The organism is Nocardia sp. CC227C, assembly GCF_030767025.1.
Lineage (GTDB): Bacteria > Actinomycetota > Actinomycetes > Mycobacteriales > Mycobacteriaceae > Nocardia.
Genome location: NZ_JASITE010000030.1, coordinates 1 through 20916, shown reverse-complemented (window position 1 = coordinate 20916; position 20916 = coordinate 1). Strand labels below are relative to the sequence as shown.

1 protein-coding gene is annotated in these 20916 nt (G+C 70.4%); it reads right to left on the bottom strand.

Features of this window, described 5'->3' with window-relative positions:
• Positions 1-249: 249 nt before the first annotated feature.
• A partial coding sequence (locus QMO76_RS34485; protein ID WP_306365573.1) for a non-ribosomal peptide synthase/polyketide synthase occupies positions 250-20916 on the bottom strand: 20667 nt, incomplete at its 5' end.

The window sequence follows — 20916 nt, the reverse complement described above, 5'->3', positions numbered from 1 at the left end:
ACGGTAACGATCGCCGCAGTCGGCGGCCCGTGCGCCACGTGGACCGCCCCTCCCCGAGCCAGAGGTGCTCGACCGACCGGTTCGCGTCACAGGTCCGGGCATCGGCGATGCCCGGGGCCGCGGGCTCGCAGAGCCCAGGGCCTGTCGGCCCGCGGCGGCCTCGAGTCTGTGGGCTCGCAGGAGCCACGGGTCCGCGCCACAACGGGTCCGCCGGTGTGGTGCGCTGCGCGCCACACCGGCGGTCGCGGACTAATCGGTCGCCACGATTCGGACCTCGTCGCCCGCGACGGCGGTGTCCTCGCCCGGTGCGGCGAACCAGTGCGTGACCTCTTCCTCGAGATCGGCCTCCGGGCCGTCCTCACCCGGGAGCACCGACAACGCGCCCGCGGTGGCCGCGGTGAGGAATTCGTCCACGGCGGCCGGGCCGGTGGCGGCGGTGGTGTAGAGGGTCGACTCGTAGTCGACCTCGTGCACCTCGCGGAGGCGGTCGGCGCGGTCGAGGGCGTCGGTCTGGGTGAGGGTGGCCCAGGTGCCGTCGGCTTCGCGGATGACGAAGGCCGGGGTGTCCTCGGTGAGCGGGCGAACCCGGTCGGCGTAGGAGACCGGGTGGGCGGGCGCGGCGGCGATATCCGCCCGCACCGCCGGATCGGTGGGGACGAGCCAGCGGATGTTCTTGGCGGCCGGTTCCTCGGCGATGCCGAAACCCGCTCCGGCGGCGAGGATCTCGCCGAAGGAAAGGCCGTCGGCGAACAGTGCCGCGGCACCGGCCTTCTGGATGGCCCACGCCGCCACCACGCTGTCCACCGAGCGCCGCAGGGCGATGGCGACGATATCGCCGGGTCCCGCGCCGCGGTCGATGAGCACCCGCGCCAGCTGCGAGGAGCGGCGGTCGAGTTCGTGGTAGGCGATCTCCTTGCCGTCGGCCAGCAGCGCCGGGGCCTGCGGATCCTCCTCGACGACGGCGGCCAGCGACTTGGCCACCGTGCGATCGCCGAGACGCGTGGCCTCCGGCGCGGACTCCACCGCGGGAGCGGTGCTCTCGGCGAGGATGCGGGCGCGTTCGGTGTCGTCGAGGATGTCGATGTCGCCGATCGGACCGGCCGGATCGCCGAGCAGCGCGTCCAGCACGCGGTTCAGGCGCGCGGCCAGGGTCGCCACCTCGTCGGCGGTGAACCGACTGGTCAGGTACCGCATGGCGATCTCGATGGTCTCCTCGGCCATCACCACCAGCGTCATCGGATAGTGGGTGTTGTCGTTGACGCCCACACCGGTGACCGACATGCCGTCGATGGAGCTGGCCGCGGCGACCGCGTCCTTGTCCATCGGATACGACTCGAACACCATCAGGGTGTCGAACTGGCTGCCGATGCCGGTGGCCCGCTGGATGTCGGTGAGCCCGATGTAGTGGTGGTCGAGCAGGTCGGCCTGCTCGCGCTGCACCTTCTCCAGCATGCCCTCGATGCTCAGGCGGTCGTCGATGCGGATGCGCACCGGCAGGGTGTTGATGAACAGACCCACCATGGTCTCCACCCCGGGCAGATCCGCGGGGCGGCCGGAGACGGTCGCGCCGAACACCACATCGCCGCGGCCGGTGAGCCGGCCGACCAGGATGGCCCACGCGGTCTGCACCACCGTGTTCACCGTGACGCCCAGTTCACCGGCGCGCTTGGTGAGCGCGCGGGTGCGGTCGGCGTCGATCTCGGTGACGTGGCGGCCGATCTCGTAGGTCTCCTCGCCGCGCGGCTGCGGCGCGAGCTGGGTCGGCTCGGTGACCCCGGACAGCGCCTTGGTCCACGCTCGCAGCGAGGCCTCCCGGTCGCGACCGGCCAGCCAGCCCAGGAAGTTCCGGTACGAGGTGACCCGCGGCAGCGCCGAAGTGTCGCCGCGCACCGCGTACAGCACCAGCAGATCCTGCATGAGCAGCGGCATGGACCAGCCGTCCACCAGGATGTGGTGGGTGGTGATCACCAGGTTCCACTGTTCGGAGCCGGTCCGGAACAGGGTGAACCGCATGAGCGGCGGCGCGGTCAGATCGAAGTGCGTGGCGCGGTCGTCCTCGATGAGCTCGCGCATGCGCGAAACCCGCTCGCCCTCCGGCAGATCCGTGAGGTCGACCTCGCGCCACGGCGCTTCGGCCCGATCCAGCACCACCTGCACCGGCTTGCCCTCGGTGTCGGTGACGAAGGCGGTGCGCAGGTTCGGGTACCGGTCCACCACACCCTGTGCGGCGGCGTGCAGCCGCGCCACGTCCACCGTGCCGCCGAGGTCGAGCACGGCCTGCATGGTGTAGACGTCCAGCGTCTGCTGGCTCTGGGCGATCATGGCCTGGAAGAGCAGACCGCCCTGCAGCGGCGACAGCGGCCAGACATCGGCCAGCGCCGGGTAGTCGCGCTCCCACACCTCGATGTCGTTCTGGCCGATCCGCACCAGATTCATATCCGACGGCGTGAAACCACCGGCGTCGGTACGCCGGGCGTGCGTGGCGAGCGCGGTCAGCGCCGCCACGAACAGATCCGCGAACTCCCGCACCCGTTCGGCGCTCAGCAGCCCCGTCGGGAAGGCGAAGGCCGCGCCCAGCTGCGGGCCGTCCTCGCCGTCGGTGACGATGGCGTTGATGTCCAGGGTGGCGTTGGCGGGCATGTCGCGGTCCATGTCCGCGTCCAGCTGCCCGAGGTCGGCCACCGGCACCCAGCCCAGCTCGGCGAGCTGTTCGGGCACCTCACCGGTGGAGACGCGGCCCAGGTAGTTGAAGCTGATCTGGCCGACATCGCGCAGTCGGTCCCGGGTCTCGGGATTGAGGTGGCGCAGCAGACCGAAGCCGAGACCCTTGTCGGGCACGGCGAGCAGCTGCTCCTTCACCGTTTTCACGATGTCGCCCAGGGCTTTTCCGCCCGCGAAGGCATCGTCGAGATCGGCCTCTCCCAGATCCAGGCGAACCGGGTAGGCGCTGGTGAACCAGCCGACGGTGCGCGAGAGGTCCGCGCCCGCCACGACTTCCTCTTCGCGGCCGTGACCCTCCAACTTGATGAGGGCGGCCGAACCCGCACCGCGCCACCGCGATACGGCCATGGCCAGCGCCGACAGCAGACCGTCGTTGACACCGCCCCGGTACAGGCCCGGAATGGCGGTCAGCACCGCATCGGTGACCTCCGCCGGAACGGCGACCTCGACCCGCTCGACCGTGGCGAAGGTGTCCACGGCCGGATCGAAGGCGCGCGCGCCCAACAGCGGATCGGGGGTATCCGTGACACCCTGCCAGAACTCGAGTTCCGCCTCCCGCTCCGGCGCGGACGCCGCGTCCACGAGGGCGTGCGCCCAGCGGCGCATGGAGGTGCCGTTCTCGGGCAGCGCGACCGGCTGCCCGAAGGCCAGCTGCGACCAGGCCGTGGCGAAGTCCGGAATCAGGATGCGCCAGGACACGCCGTCGACCACGAAGTGGTGGGCGGCGATGAGCAGCACATCGCGCCGACGGTGACCGTCGGCGGCGTCCGCCGCGCCCTCCGCGGTTACGCGGGCTGCCGTCTCCGGGCTGGTCGCTCCCGCCGGTTCGAAGGCGAACCACACGAACTGCACCATGGCGGCATTGGCCGGATCGAGCCGGCCCAGCGCACCGTCGAGTTCGGCGGACGCCACCCGCGACAGCTCCGCATCGGAGATGTCGGCGGGCACCATGACCTTCTGCACGAGCGCGTCGACATCCACCGCGCCGCGTTCCAGCGCCTCGAAAGTCCAGCCGTCCGTGCCGTTTCCGCGCAGACGCGCGCGCAGCACATCGTGGTGGTCGAAGACCGCCCCGAGGGTGCCGACCAGGGTCTCCCGGTCGATGCCGTCGGGCAGCCGCAGCGCCATGGACTGCGAGAAGCGCTCGTAGCTCGAACCACTCGACAGAATGGCCGTCATGATCGGCGTCAGCGGAATGTCGCCGACCCCGCCGCCGGGCAGTTCCGCCAGCCGCTGCTGTTCGGCGTCGCCGCCGCGCACGGCGACCTCGGCCAGGCCGGCCACGCTGCGCTGCTCGAACACATCGCGCGGGCTGAACACGATGCCGCGCGCCTTGGCCCGCGACACCAGCTGGATGGACAGGATGGAGTCGCCGCCGAGCGCGAAGAACGAATCGTCCGCGCCGACCTGCTCCACGCCGAGCACCTCGGCGAAGACGGCGGCCAGCTCACTCTCCAGATCGCTGACCGGAGCCCGGAATTCGCGCGGGGCGAGCACCGGCTCCGGCAGCGCACGCCGGTCGAGCTTGCCCGCGCCGGTCAGCGGGATCTCGTCGATGACCGTGATCGCGGTCGGCACCATGTATTCCGGCAGCCGCGCGGCGGCATGCTCGGTGAGCGCCGCGATATCGATGGTCGCACCGGCCACCGGCTTCACATACGAGGCGAGGATGGTGGTCCCGGCCTCGGTCTTGTGGCCGAGGGTGACCGCGAAGTCCACGCTGTCGAAAGCGGTGAGCGCGGCGTCGATCTCGCCGAGTTCGATGCGGAAACCGCGCACCTTCACCTGGAAGTCGTTGCGGCCCACGTACTCCACCACGGCGCGGTCGAGCGCGTCGCGCCGCCAGCGCACCACGTCGCCGGTGCGGTAGAGCCGGTCGCCCGGCGCACCGTACGGATCGGCGACGAAGCGCTGCGCGGTCAGGCCCGGACGCGCGTGGTAGCCGCGCGCCAGCTGCACACCGGCCACGTAGAGCTCACCGGCCACGCCCTCGGGCACCGGGTGCAGGCGGGCGTCGAGCACCATGGCCCGCATACCGCGCACCGGTCCGCCGATGACCACCGGATCACCGGCCGACAGCGGATCGGAGATATTGGTGGCAATGGTCGCCTCGGTGGGGCCGTAGGCGTTGTGGAAGCGCCGCGGCGCGCCCGGATTCTCCGACCACTTGGCCACCAGATCGGCGGAAACCGCCTCGCCGCCGGCGATGATGACCTCCATGCCGGACAGCTGCGCGGGGTCCAGCGAGGCCAGCACCGACGGGGTGATGAGGCCGACCGACACCCGCTCGCGGGAGATCAGCGCGCCGAGTTCCTCGCCGCCGTAGGTGCCCGGGGGCACCACCACGAGCGCACCGGCCGCACCGACCGCGAGCAGCAGTTCCAGCACCGAGGCGTCGAACGACGGCGAGGCGAAGTGCAGTGCGCGCGAACCGGAATCGAGTCCGTAGCGCACCACCTGCTCCAGGCTGAAGTTCGCCAGACCCGCGTGGGTCACCACGACGCCCTTGGGCATGCCGGTGGTGCCGGAGGTGTAGATGACGTACGCGGCATGCTCGGCCCGGATCGGGGCCCAGCGGTCGGCGTCGGTCACCGGATCGGCAGGATAGCCCTCGGCCTGGGCCAGCACCGCGTCGTCGTCGAGGGACAGCCAGCCCGCCAGACTCTTGACCGGCGGCAGCTTCTCGGCTTCGGCGGTGACGGTGAGTCCCAGTACCGCACCGGAATCCGACACCATGTGCGCGATGCGGTCGGCCGGGTAGGCCGGGTCGATCGGCACGAAGGCCGCACCCGACTTGGCCACCGCCCACACCGCCAGCACGGATTCGATCGAGCGCGGAATGGCCACGGCCACCAGCACGTCCGGTCCGGCACCGCGCTCGATGAGCAGTCGCGCCAGACGCGAGGACGCCGCGTCGAGTTCGGCGTAGCCGAGGGTCCGGCCTTCGAACACCACGGCCGCACCGTTCGGATTGCCCTGGGCAGCCGCCGACATCAGCTCCGGCAGGGTGGCCGGGGCGACCGGTGCGCCACCGGTGCGGGCGAGCAGGTCGGTGCGCTCGGCCGCCGCGAGCAGGTCGAGATCGCCGACCGGCCGCTGCGGCTGCGCGGTGAGCTGCTCGAGCAGGCGGGTGAAGCGCTGCGCGAACACCTCCACCGTGGCGTCGTCGAACAGGTCACGCGCGAAGGAGAATTCGGCGTACATGCCCGCTGTACCGGATTCACGGCCCGCCGTGGTGGCACCGTCGGCCGCTTCCCGAATGGTCAGCGACAGATCGAACTTGGCGGTGTCCACGTCGAAGTCGACGGCGGAGACCCGCAGTCCGGGCAGTTCGAAGCTGGTGTCCGGCAGGTTCTCGAACGACAGCACCACCTGGAACAGCGGATGCCGCGAGGTGGAGCGCTCCGGGTTGATCAGCTCGACCAGCCGCTCGAACGGAATGTCGGCGTGTGCGAAGGCCGCCAGATCGGCTTCCTTGGCACGACCGAGCAGCTCGGCGAAACCGCGCTGGGCGTCCACCTCGGTGCGCAGCACCAAGGTATTGACGAACATGCCGATCACGTCGTCGAGCTCGGCCTCGCCGCGGCCCGCGATGGGGGTGCCGATGGCGATGTCCGAGGTGCCCGACAGGCGTGACAGGAATACCGCCAGGGCGGTGTGCACGACCATGAACATGGTCGCGTTCTGCTCCCGCGCGATGCGCTGGAGACCCTGGTGCAGGTCGGCCCCGATCGGGAAGAGCACCCGGCCGCCGCGGAAGGACTGCGTGGTCGGCCGCGGGCGGTCCGCCGGCAGGTTCAGCTCGTCCGGAAGGTCCGCGAGGGTGGTCTTCCAGAAGTCGGCCTGGGCGGAGATGAGGCTCCGCGGGTCGTCCTCGGAGCCGAGCACCTGGCGCTGCCAGATGCTGAAGTCCGCGTACTGCACCGGCATCGGAGCCCAGCCGGGGGCCACACCGGCGGTGCGGGCGGCGTAGGCGATCATCACGTCGCGGGTCAGCGGGCCCATGGACCAGCCGTCGGCGCTGATGTGGTGGGCCACGAAGACGAGCACGTGCTCGACCGTGGGTTCGGCCGCTCGGGTGCCGCCGCCCAGGGTGGCGGTGGCGTCCGCGCCGACCGCGCGCAGGGTGGCGGCTTCGACCGCGTCGACGATGCCGAGGGCGTTGGCCTCGTGCTCGCCCACCTCCTCGGCGGTTTCGACGCGGAACAGCTTGGCGCGCAACGGGACTTCCGTTGTCACGTCGAAGCCGGTCGCGATGACGGCGGCGATGCGGTCGCGGATCTCGGTCGCTTCGACCGGGATCGGGGTCAGGTCCGGGACGGCCTGGGCGGCGGGGACGATGAGCTGGGTCGCGGTGCCGTCGGTCTGGGGGTAGATGGTGCGCAGGGTTTCGTGACGCGCGACCACATCCGCCACCGCCCGACCCAACGCATCCACATCCAGATCACCGGACAAACGCACCGCCACCGGAATGTTGTACGCCGCCGAAGACGTATCGAACTGATTCAAAAACCACATCCGCTGCTGCGCCAACGACAACGGGATCTGTTCCGGACGCTCCTGCGCGGTCAACGCCCTACGATCACCCGCACCGGCATGCCGCTCCACCCGCGCCGCCAAACCCGCGACCGAGGACGCCTCGAACAACACCCGCACCGGAACACGCGCATCCAACGCCGCACCGATCCGCGCCGCCACCTGAGTACCCAGCAGCGAATTACCACCGAGCGCGAAGAAATCATCATCCGCACCCACACGATCGACACCCAACACCTCGGCGAACACACCCGCCACGATCTCCTCGATCGGCGTCGAGGGAGCACGGAAGGCCGTCGACTCGAACTCCGGCTCCGGAAGAGCCCTACGATCCAACTTGCCGTTCACGTTCAACGGCAACCCGTCCAAGACCACGAACGCCGACGGGACCATGTACGACGGCAACGCCGCCGACAACACCGACCGCAACCGGGCCACATCAACACGCGCGGGCTCGGGAACGCCCGGACCAGTTGTCGGGAACGAGTCCGCTTCCAGGGTGCGCGGCTGCGCTTGCCCACCCCGCGCCCCCGGCGCAGACTGCCCAAGCGCGACAGACCGTTCCCGCCCGGAAGACGACTCACCGAACACGTCGTCCCGCTCCTCCAGCGCATCCCGCTGACCGAGCGCATCCCGCTGACCGACTGCGGGGACCACATACGCCACCAGACGATCACCCGTGCGAGCATCCGACTTCGCCAGCACCGCCGCCTGAGCGATCTCCGACAACGACAACAACGCCGCCTCGATCTCACCGAGCTCGATACGGAAACCACGGATCTTCACCTGGAAATCGGTACGACCCCGATACTCCAACTCACCGGCAGCGTTCCACACCACCAGATCACCCGTGCGATACATCCGCTCACCCGAAGCGAACGGGTTCGCCACGAAACGATCCGCCGTCAGATCCGGGCGCGCGAAATAGCCGCGCGCCAACTGCGCGCCCGCGAGGTAGAGCTCACCCGCCACACCATCGGGCACCGGATGCAGACGCGAATCCAGCACATACACCCGGCTGTTCCACTCCGGCACACCAATCGACACCGAACCCGAATCCGCATCCGACACCAAGTGCGAGGTGATCGACACCGCGGCCTCGGTCGGACCATACAGATTGAACAGCCCGGCCTGCGGGTTCGCGGCACGGAAACGCTGAGCGACCACGGCGGGCAACGCCTCACCGATAGCCAACACCCGACGCAGCGACACCGCCAACACCCCACCGGACTCGGTCAACAGCGCATCCAGCATCGACGGCACCACATGCAACGTCGTCACCTGCTCACGAACCATCAACTCGTTCAGATACGCCGGATCACGATGACCATCCGCCGACGCGACCACCAAACGACCACCCGACACCGCCGCCGACCAGAACTCCCACACCGACAAATCAAACGTCGCCGCCGTCTTCAGCAACACCGCATCATCGGCACCCAAACCGAACTCCGCCGTCTTCCACTGCAACTGATTCACAATCGCCGCATGCGACACCGCCACACCCTTGGGGCGACCGGTCGAACCGGAAGTGAAGATGACATACGCCGTGTGCTGCGGGTGCAGCGGGGCGACCCGCTCGGCGGCGGTGACGGCGGCGCCGTCCAGTGCCGACAGGTCCAGCTCGTCCAGCGAGACGAGCGGCGCGACCTCGGTCGTGAATTCCGCTGCCGCGTTGGTGATCACGCACACCGGCGCGGCGGTCTCGAGGATGTAGCCGGTGCGCTCGGCGGGCTGGTCCGGATCCACCGGCACATACGCGCCACCCGCGACCGAGACCGCGTACATGGCCACCACCAGGTCCACCGACCGCCGCAGCGCCAGCGCCACCCGCGCCTCCGGGCCGACGCCCAGCGAGATCAGGTGCCGGGCCAGGCGATTCACCCGCTGGCCGAGTTCGGCGTAGGTCAGAGCCTCGCCGTCGGGGCCGATGAGCGCCACCGCGGTGGGCTTGGCCACTACCGTCGCCTCCAGCATGGAGGCCAGCGTCGCCGCCGTATCGGTGTCGTGCGCGGTGGCATTGCGCGCGGTGAGCGATTCGGCACGCTCGGCCGGGGCCAGCAGCTCGATATCGCCGACCGGGGTGCGGGGCGCGGCGAGGATCTCGCCGAGCAGCCGGGTGAAGCGGTCCACGAAGCCCTGTACCGTATCGCGCTCGAACATATCGGTCGCGTAGGTGAAGAAGCCCGAGATGCCCTCGGGCGCACCGGTTTCGCCGTAGCGGTCGGTGGCGATCAGGTGCAGGTCGAACTGGGACAGCTCGGTGTCGATATCCAGACCCGAGACGGTCAGGCCGGGCAGTTCCAGGCTGGCCTGGGCCAGGTTCTGGAACGACAGGCCGACCTGGAACAACGGGTGCCTGGCGGTGGAACGCACCGGGTTGAGCACCTCGACCAGTCGCTCGAACGGCACGTCGGCGTGCGCGAAGGCCTGGATGTCGGTCTCGCGCTGGCGGCGCAGCAGATCGGTGAACGGCTCGTCGGCCGCCACCCGGGTGCGGAAGACCAGGGTGTTGACGAACATGCCGATGAGGTCGTCCAGGACGGCCTCGCCGCGACCGGCCATCGGCGTGCCGATGGCGATGTCGTCGGTGCCGGACAGCCGGGCCAGCAGCACCGCGAGCGCGGTGTGCACGACCATGAACAGCGTCGCACCCTCGGTGCGCGCCAATTCGACCAGCGCGCGGTGGGTTTCGGCGTCGATATGGATCTCGACGCGGCCACCCTGGAAGGACTGCACGGCCGGGCGCGGCCGGTCCGAGGGCAGATCCAGCTGGTCCGGCAGACCGGCCAGCGCCTGCTTCCAGTAGGCGACCTGCTTGGTGGCCAGCGAGTTCGGATCGTCCTCACTGCCGAGCAGTTCGCGCTGCCAGATGGAGTAGTCGGCGTACTGCACCGCCAGCGGAGCCCACGCGGGCTCGGAGCCCATGGCGCGAGAGGCGTAGGCGGTCATGAGATCCCGGGTCAGCGGGCCGACCGAGGAGCCGTCACCGGAGATGTGGTGCACGACCATGGCGAGCACGTACTCACCGTCGGCGATCTCGAACAGCGCCACCCGCAGCGGCACCTGGGTGGTGACGTCGAAGATGGTGGAGGTCAGCTCCACCACGGCGGCGGCGACATCCTCGATATCGACGCTGCGCAGCTCGAGCTGGGGCACCGCCTGGGCGGGCGGCAGGATGACCTGCACCGGTCCCTGGTCGGTCTGCGGGTAGACGGTGCGCAGGATCTCGTGGCGGGCGACGACATCGGCGACCGCGACGCGCAGCGCCTCCACATCGAGCGCACCGGACAGCCGGACGGCCACGGGCACGTTGTAGGCGGCCGAGGCGGTGTCGAACCGGTTGAGGAACCACATGCGCTGCTGTGCCAGCGACAGCGGAATGCGCTCCGGCCGCGGTCCGGCCGTCAGCGCCTTGCGGCCACCGGCCCCGGCGTCGAGTTCCACCCGCGCCGCCAGTGCGGCCACGGTGGACGCCTCGAACAGCACCCGCACCGGCACCCGGGTGTCGAGCGCCTCGCCGAGGCGGGCGGCCACCTGGGTGGCGAGCAGCGAGTTGCCGCCCCACGCGAAGAAGTCGTCGTCGAGGCCGATGCGGGCGGTGCCCTCCACCCGCAGCACCTCGGTGAACACCGCGGCCACGATCTGCTCGATCGGGGTGACCGGGGCGCGGAAGACCGCCTTCTCGAAGGTGGGCTCCGGCAGCGCCTTGCGATCGAGCTTGCCGTTGGCATTGCGCGGCAGCTCGTCCAGTTGCATGAACACCGACGGCACCATGTACGACGGCAGTTCGGCCGAGAGCGCGGATTGCAGTGCGCGCTTGTCGATCTCGCCGTCGGCGGGAACGACGTAGGCCACCAGGCGATCGCCGATGCTCGGATCGTGGTGCGCCACCACGGCGGCGGAGGCGATGGCGTCCCGGCGCAGCAGCGCGGCCTCGATATCGCCGAGTTCGATGCGGAAGCCGCGGATCTTCACCTGGAAGTCGGTGCGGCCCCGGTATTCCAGCTCACCGTTGTCCGTCCAGGCGACCAGGTCGCCGGTGCGGTACATGCGGGAGCCGTTGTCCTCGAACGGATTCGCCACGAAGCGGTCCGCGGTGAGGTCGGGTCGCGCGAAGTAGCCGCGCGCCAGCTGGTCACCGGCGAGGTACAGCTCACCGGAGACGCCCACCGGCACCGGCCGCAACCGCGCGTCCAGCACGTACACCCGGCTGTTCCATTCCGGCGCACCGATGGAGACCGAGGCGTCGTCGGCGTCGGTGACCCGATGGCTGGTGATGGACACCGCGGCCTCGGTGGGACCGTACAGGTTGAACAGCTCGGTGCGCGGGCAGGCGCGGCGCATGCGCTGGGCGACCGACCCGGGCAGGGCCTCACCGATGGCGAGCACCCGCCACAGCGAATCGGGCATGCCGTCGGTGAGCAGGGCGTCCAGCATGGACGGCACCACATGCAACGTGGTGACCCATTCCCGGGCCATGAGCTCGTTGAGGTACGCCGGATCCTTGTGCCCGTCGGGCAGCGCGATGACGAGTCGGCCACCGCAGGCCGCGGCGGACCAGAACTCCCACACCGACAGGTCGAAGGTGGCGGCGGTCTTGAGCAGCACCGCGTCGGCCGGGTCGAGCCCGAATTCGGTGTTCTTCCACAGCAACTGGTTGACCACCGCACCGTGCGGCACCGCGACGCCCTTGGGGCGGCCGGTGGAGCCGGAGGTGAAGATGACGTAGGCGGTATTGGCGGCGGTCAGCGCCCGCACCCGCTCGTCGTCGGCGATCGGCGCGGCCGAGTGGCCGGACAGGTCGATCTCGTCGATGCGCACCACGTCGGCCACGTCGGTGGTGAAACCGTCACGGCCCGTGGTGAGTACGGCGGCGGGGGCGGCGGTCTCCAGGATGTAGCCGACGCGTTCGGCGGGCTGGTCCGGGTCGACCGGCACGTAGGCGGCGCCGCTCTTGGCGACCGCGTACATGGCGACGACCAGATCCACCGAGCGCCGAATGGCCAGGGCCACCCGGTCTTCGGTGCCGATGCCGCGTTCGATGAGGTGGCGGGCCAGCGTATTGACCCGCGCGTCGAGTTCGGCGTAGGTCAACGTGACGACGCCGTCGGCGGTGTCGGCCACGATGGCGTCCGACTTCGGATCGGCCGCCGCGCTGGCGTCGAGCAGCGACACCAGGGTGGCGTCGCGGTCCACCGCTCGCGCGGTGTCGTTCCACGTCCGCAGGATGCGCTCGCTCTCGGCCGCGTCCAGCAGCTCGATCTCCCCGACCGGCGCCGAGGTGTCGGCGAGCACGGCGTCGAGCACCCGCAGGAACCGGTCGGCGAAGCCGCGCACGGTGGTTTCGTCGAACAGGTCGGTGGCGTAACCGAATTCGGTGAGGATCTCGGCCGGGGTGCCGTCCTCGGCGTACCGGTCGTAGAGCGTCACGTGCAGATCGGTCTTGGCCAGCTGCGATTCGAACTGGACCGGGGCCACGTGCAGGCCGGGCAGCTGGAAGCTGGTCTCGGCCAGGTTCTGGAACGACAGGCCCACCTGGAACAGCGGGTTGCGGGCGGTGGAGCGCACCGGGTTCAGCACCTCGACGAGCCGCTCGAACGGCACGTCGGCATTGGCGAAGGCTTCCAGATCGCGTTCGCGCACCTCGGCCAGCAGCTCGGCGAAGGTCGCGCCGCCGTCCACCTTGGTGCGGAACACCAGGGTGTTGACGAACATGCCGATGAGGTCGTCGAGTTCGCGCTCACCGCGGCCCGCGATCGGGGTGCCGACCGCGATGTCGTCGGTGCCGGACAGCCGCGACAGCAGCACCGCCAGCGCGGCGTGCACGACCATGAACAGGGATGCGTTGTTGGCGCGCGCCAGTTCGTGCAGGCGGGCGTGCCGCTCCGGGTCGATATCGAAGCGCAGCGCCTTGCCGTGGAAGGACTGGGCGGGCGGGCGCGGGCGGTCGGTGGGCAGCTCCAGCTGGTCGGGCAGCTCGGCCAGGGCCTGCTTCCAGTAGGCGACCTGCTGTGCGGCAAGCGATTCGGCGTCGTCCTCGGAGCCGAGCACCGCACGCTGCCACAGCGCGTAGTCGGCGTACTGCACCGGCAGCGGAGCCCAGCTCGGGGCGTCGCCCTCGACGCGTGCCAGGTAGGCCGCCATGACATCGCGTGCCAGCGGTCCCATGGAGGAGCCGTCGGCGGAGACGTGATGGACGGTGAAGGCCAGCACGTGTTCTTCGGCCGGGGCATCGGTGATGCGGAACAGCCGCACCGCGATGGGCACCTCGATGGTGACATCGAAGGTGGTCATGGCGAACTCGACGATCTTGCCCAGGAGGCCCTCCTCACGCACGCCCTCGGGGACGAGCATGAGATCGGTCTGCGAGGCGGGCAGGATCTCCTGGCGCGGTCCGGCCGCACCGCCCGGGTAGATGGTGCGCAGCACCTCGTGGCGGGCGATGACATCCCCGATGGCCTCTTCCAGGGCGGTGAGATCCAGGGTGCCGGTGAGCCGCACCGCGAGCGGGATGTTGTCCACCGCCGAGGTGCTGGTGTCGAACTGGTTGAGGAACCAGTAGCGCTGCTGGGCCGGGGACAGCGGAATCGACTGCGGCCGTTCCCCCGCCACCAGGCGCGGGCGGGCACGTCCGGATCCCGCATTGCGCTCCACCCGGGCGGCCAGGGCCGCGACGGTGGATGCCTCGAACAGGTCGCGCACCGCGAGCCGGGTGTCCAGGGCCGCGCCGATGCGGGCGGTCACCTGGGTGGCGATCAGCGAATTGCCGCCGAGTTCGAAGAAGTCGTCGTCCACGCCGACCCGGCCGAGGCCGAGCACGTCGGAGAAGGTGTTGGCGACGATCTCCTCGATCGGGGTGGCCGGGGCGCGGAACACCTTGGCCTCGAACACCGGCGCGGGCAGCGCCTTGCGGTCCAGCTTGCCGGAGGCATTGAGCGGGAAGGCGTCCAGCACCACGTAGGCGGACGGCACCATGTAGCCGGGCAGTTCCTCGCCCAGGGCCGCGCGCACCGACTCGCTGTCGACGACGTGGCCCGGGGCCGGGATGACATAGCCGACCAGCTGATCGCCGAGGCGGTCGTCGTGGCGCACCACGACCACCGCTTGCGCGATGGCGTCCAGTGCGGTGAGCGCGGATTCGATCTCGCCGAGCTCGATGCGCAGACCGCGCAGCTTCACCTGGAAATCGGTGCGGCCCAGGTACTCCAGCTCACCGGCGCCGGTCCACTTCACCAGGTCGCCGGTGCGGTACATGCGCTCGCCGGGGTGGAACGGATCGGCCACGAAGCGATCCGCGGTCAGATCCGGGCGGCCGACATAGCCGCGCGCCAGCTGCACACCCGCCAGGTAGAGCTCACCCGCGACGCCCGGGGCCACCGGGTGCAGACGCGAATCCAGCACGTACACCCGGGTGTTGAAGACCGGCGCGCCGATCGGCACCGAGCCGGTGTCGGCGTCGGTCACCTCGTGGAAGGTGACATCGACCGCGGCCTCGGTGGGGCCGTACAGGTTGTGCAGCTTCGCGCCGGTCAGTTCGCGCAGCTTCTGCGCGGTCGGCGCGGGCAGCGCCTCACCGGAGGCGAAAACCTTGCTGAGTCCGATTGCGCTCCGCCGCGCTCCGTCGGTCCGGAACCGGGACGCGCCGCGAACCAACGGAGAGTCGCTGTCCTCGAGGAACGCGACGAACACCGACAGCATGGACGGCACGAAGTGTGCGACCGTCACGCCCTCGCGGGCGATGATCTCGGCCAGGTAGGCGGGGTCGCGGTGGCCGTCCGGCTTCGCGACGACCAGGGCCGCGCCGATCTGCAAGGGCCAGAAGAACTCCCACACCGACACGTCGAAGGTGGCCGGGGTCTTCTGGAGCACCACGTCGTCGGGGGTGAGGCCGTAGGCGGCCTGCATCCACACCAGGCGGTTGACGATGGCCTCGTGGCTCACCGCCACGCCCTTGGGGCGACCGGTCGAACCGGAGGTGAAGATCACGTACGCGGTGTTCGACGGCGTCAGCGGCGCGCGGCGGTCCGCATCGGTGAGCGGGGCGTCGCTGTAGGCCGACAGATCCAGGCCGTCGATCTCGAGCGCGGTGAACGCGCCCGCGTCGAAGCCGTCACGCGAGGTGGTCAGCACCGCCACCGGACGCGCGGTGTCGAGCACGTAGTGGGTGCGGTCGGCCGGGTGGTCCGGGTCCAGCGGCACGTACGCGCCACCGGCCACGGTCACGGCGTACATGCCGATGACCAGTTCCGCCGAGCGCCGCATGCCGAGGGCCACCAGGGAATCCGGCCCGACGCCCTGGGCGACGAGGTGGCGGGCCAGACGGTTCACCCGCGCGGTGAACTCGCGATATGTCAGGGTCTCGTGGCGACTCGATGCGGGGTGGTGCTCGGGCGACGGGTGGGCGACAGTTGTCCCCTCGACTACAAGGGCGGTGGCGTCGGGGCTGGTCAGGGCCTGTGCCTCGAACATCGACACCAGGGTCGCGGTGCGGTCGACCGCGGCGTCGGTGGCGTTCCAGTCGTGCAGCACCAGCGCGCGTTCGGACTCGTCGAGCAGGTCGATATCGCCGACGAAGGAGGTCGGCTCGGCCACCACCGCGCTCAGCATCCGCACCAGCCGCTCGGCGAAGCCCGCGACCGTGTCGGCCTCGAACATATCGGTGGCGTAGGCGAATTCGGCGTACATGCCCTCGACCGCGCCGTCGTCGCCGAGGCGTTCGGTGAGGTTGAGGTGCAGGTCGAACTTGGAGGTGACCACGTCCAGCGGCACGCCCGCGACCTCCAGGCCCGGCAGCGTGAAGCTGGCCTCGCCGGTGTTCTGGAACGACAGCATGACCTGGAACAGCGGGTGGCGGGCCTGCGAGCGCGGCGGATTGAGGATCTCCACCAGACGTTCGAACGGCAGGTCCGCGTGGCCGAAGGCGGCCAGGTCGGCGTCCTTGGTGCGGGCCAGCAGTTCGGTGAACTTCTCGCCGGTGTCCACGCCGGTGCGCAGCACCAGGGTGTTGACGAACATACCGATGGCGTCGTCGAGCACCGCTTCGCCGCGGCCCGCGACGGCGGTGCCGATGGCCACGTCGTCGGAGCCGGACAGGCGCGACAGCAGGGCCGCGAAGGCCGCGTGCACGACCATGAAGAGGCTGGCGCCGTGTTCGCGGGCAAGGCGGTTCATGCCGTCGAGCAGGGCGGGGTCGATGCTGAACTCGTGCACGCCACCCTGGTTGGAGGCCACGGCGGGACGCGGGCGGTCCGACGGCAGATCCAGCTGGTCGGGCAGTCCGGCGAGTGCGTCGGACCAGTAGGACACCTGCTGCGAGATCAGCGAGTCCGCGTCGTCCTCGGAGCCGAGCACATCGCGCTGCCACAGCGCGAAGTCGGCGTACTGCACCGGCAGCGGAGCCCAGCCGGGGACCTCGCCGTTGGCGCGCGCCGCGTAGGCGACCATGACATCGCGTGCCAGCGGGCGCACCGACCAGCCGTCACCGGAGATGTGGTGCACCACGAAAACCAGGACGTGCGTGGGCTGTTCGGCATCGGTGACGCGGAACAGCTTGGCGCGCACCGGAACCTCGTCGGTGACGTCGAATCCGGTGAGCACCAGTTCGCTGATGGCGGCGGTGATGTCGGTCTCGGCCACGTCGACCGGCCCCAGGTCCGGGATCCGGTACCCGGCGGGCAGGATGACCTGCACGCCGCGGCCGCGATCGTCGGTCGGGTAGTAGGTGCGCAGCACCTCGTGCCGGTCCACCACATCACCGACGGCGCGCAACAGCGCGTCCACATCGAGATCACCGGACAGCCGCACGGCCATCGGAATGTTGTTGACCGCGGACTGGGCGTCGAAGCGGTTGAGGAACCACATGCGCTGCTGTGCCAGCGACAGCGGAATCTCGGCGGGCCGCTCCCCCGCCACCAGGGCGCGGCGACCGCCGCTGCCGGTCTCGGTCTCCAGGCGCACCGCCAGTGCCGCCACGGTGGGAGCCTCGAACAGCAGACGCACCGGCACCCGGGTGTCCAGGGCCGCGCCGAGGCGGGCGACGACCTGGGTGGCGATGAGCGAGTTGCCGCCGAGTTCGAAGAAGTCGTCGTCGATGCCGATGGCCTGATCGGTGCCCAGCACCTCGGCGAAGACACCGGCGACGGTCTCCTCGATCGGGGTGGCGGGAGCGCGGAATTCGCGCGCCTCGAACTCCGGCTCGGGCAGGGCCTTGCGGTCGAGCTTGCCGTTGGCGTTGAGCGGCATGGCGTCCAGCGCCACCAGGGCGGCCGGAACCATGTAGGACGGCAGGTGCGCCGCCAGGTGGGTGCGCAGCGCATCGGTGTCGACGTCACCGGACGCGGGCACCACATAGCCCACGAGGCGATCGCCGGTCCGGGCGTCGGAGCGCATGACCACCACGGCCTGTGCCACCGATTCGTGTGCGGTGAGCGCGGATTCGATCTCACCCAGTTCGATGCGCAGGCCGCGCAGCTTGACCTGGAAGTCGGTGCGGCCCAGGTACACCAGCTGACCCGCGGTATCCGAGGCATCGTTCGCGGTGGTCCACTTCACCAGGTCGCCGGTGCGGTACATGCGCTCGCCGGGGTGGAACGGGTCGGCCACGAAGCGATCCGCGGTCAGGTCGGCCCGGCCGACATAGCCGCGCGCCACCTGCGCGCCCGCCAGGTACAGCTCACCCGCGACGCCCGGGGCGACCGGGTGCAGACGCGAATCCAGCACGTAGGCGCGGGCATTCCACACCGGCGCGCCGATCGGCACCGCGCCCTGCACGTCGTCGGCGGCCGCCGCATAGGTGGCGTGGACGGTGAATTCGGTGGGGCCGTACAGGTTGTGCAGTTCGGCGGCGTTGATCCGGCGGTACGCCCGCACGGCGTCGGCGGTGAACGCCTCACCGGCCACCAGCAGGGTACGCAGCGAGGTGAGCGCCGCGGGATCGGCGCTGCCCGCGAAGACGGTCAGCATGGACGGCACGAACGAGGTCATGGTGACGCGCTCGGCCGCGATGACGTCGGCGAGGTACTGCGGATCGCGGTGGCCGTCGGGGGTGGCGACGACCATGCGGCCGCCGGTGGTCAGGGGCCCGAACAGCTCCCACACCGACACGTCGAAGGTGGCGGGGGTCTTGAAGAGCACCACGTCGTCGGCGTTCAGCCCGTATTCGGTGGTGATCCAGCGGATCTGGTTCACCGCCGCCGCATGCGACACCGCGACGCCCTTGGGGCGGCCGGTGGAACCGGAGGTGAAGATCACGTACGCGGTATTGGCGGGCCGGATGGGCTGCGCGCGTTCGGCGTCGGTGACCGGGGTGGCGGCATGGCCGGTGAGATCGACGGTGTCGATCTCCACCACGTCGCGGGCGGTCTCGTAGGCGTCGCGGGCGGTGGTCAGCACCAGGGCGGGACGCGCCATCTCGAGCACGTAGTCCAGGCGTTCGGCGGGCTGGTCGAGATCCAGCGGCACGTACGCGCCACCGGCCTCCAGCACGGCGTACATGGCGACCACGAGATCGGCGGAGCGGCGAATCGCCAGGGCCACCAGTGATTCCGGACCGACGCCCCGGTCGATCAGGTGCCGGGCGAGGCGGTGTACCCGTTCGCCGAACTCGCCGTAGGTGAGGGTGCGGCGGCTCGTGGACGGTCCGGTGCCTTCGGCGGACAGACCTGTCCCCTCGAACGTGATCGCGGGCGCGTTCGCGCTGGTCGCGGCCTGCGCCTGGAACAGCGACACCAGGGTGTCGACGGCCCCGTCCGGCATGCCGTCGGCGATGTCGACGACGGTGTCGTTCCAGGTGCCGAGCACCAGCCGCCGCTCGTCGGCGGCGAGCAGGTCGATATCGCCGATCGGCCGCTTCGGTTCGGCGGCAATGGCTTTCAGCAGCGCCTCGAACCGCCGCCCGAACTCGACCATGGTGTCGGCGTCGAACAGGTCGGTGGCGTAGATGAGTTCGGCGGCGATGCCCGACGGCGTCGTGGCTCCGTTGCCGGAGACCTGCGCGGCCGAGTTCGCCTCCTCCAGCACCAGCTGGAGGTCGAACTTGGCGGTGTCGATGGGCATCTCGACGCCGCTGGCGGTGAGGCCGGGCAGCTCCAGCTCGGCCGGTCCGGTGTTCTGGAACGACAGCATGACCTGGAACAGCGGGTGCCGGGCCTGCGAGCGCGCCGGATTGAGGATCTCCACCAGGCGCTCGAACGGCAGGTCGGCATGCCCGAAGGCCGTGATATCGGTGGCGCGCACCGACTCCAGCAGTTCGGTGAAGGAGCTGCCGCCGTCGATCGGCGTCCGCAGCACCAGGGTGTTGACGAACATGCCGATCAGGTCGTCCAGGGCGCGTTCACCGCGGCCCGCCACCGGCGTGCCGATGGCGATGTCCGCCGCACCGGACAGGCGCGACAGCAGTGCCGCCAGCGCCGCGTGCGCGACCATGAACAGCGTCGCGCCGTTGGCGCGGGCCAGCTCCACCAGTCCCGCGTGGGTGTCGGCGTCGATCCGGAAGCTGTGCGTCGCGCCGCGACCGCTTGCCACGGCGGGGCGCGGCCGATCGGAGGGCAGATCCAGCTGTTCGGGCAGACCGCGCAGGGTTTCACCCCAGTACGAGATCTGCTGGGAGATGACCGAATCGGGATCGTCCTCGCGGCCGAGCACCTCGCGCTGCCACAGCGCGAAGTCGGCGTACTGGACCTCCAGCGGCTGCCAGGCCGGTTCGCCGCCCTCGACGCGAGCGCTGTAGGCGGTCATGACGTCCCGGGTCAGCGGCAGCATGGACGCGCCGTCTCCGGAGATGTGGTGCACCACCAGGGCGAGCACATGTTCGGTCGGGGTGATCTCGAACAGGCGGGCCCGGAACGGCACCTCGGCGGTGACGTCGAAGCCGCGCAGCACCAGGTCCGAGAGCGCCTGCGGCAGTCCGGCTTCGGTGACGTCCACCGGTGTCAGGTCCGGAATGACCTGCGCGGTGGGCACGATCTCCTGATGCGCGGTGCCGTCTGTCTCGGGGTAGCGGGTGCGCAGGGATTCGTGGCGCGCCAGCACATCCGCGACGGCGATCTGCAGGGCCTGCCGGTCCAGCAGGCCCGACAGCCGCACGGCGGCAGGGATATTGTCCACGGCCGATTCGGGATCGAACCGGTTGAGGAACCACATGCGCTGCTGAGCCAGTGACAGCGGCACCAGCTCGGGGCGCGGCTGCGGGGTCAGCGCCCGGCGCGCGCCGGTGCCGGTACGGCTCTCGGCGCGATCGGCCAGGGTGTGCACGACCGACGCCTCGAAGATCTCGCGCACGCCGATCTGGGTGTCCAGGGCGGCGGACAGGCGCGCGGCCACCTGGGTGGCGGACAGCGAGTTGCCGCCCAGGGCGAAGAAGTCGTCGTCCAGGCCGACCCGCTCCAGGCCGAGGACCTCGCCGAAGACATCCGCCACGATCTGCTCCACCGGGGTGGTCGGGGCGCGGAAGACCGCGGCCTCGAACACCGGCGCGGGCAGTGCCTTGCGATCCAGCTTGCCGGAGGCATTGAGCGGGAAGGCGTCGAGCACCATCAGCACCGACGGCACCATGTAGGACGGCAGCTGATCGCCCAGTTCGGCGCGCACCGCGTCGGCGTCGACCGTCCGGCCCGGCGCGGCGATGACATAGCCGACCAGCTGGTCACCGGTGTGCTG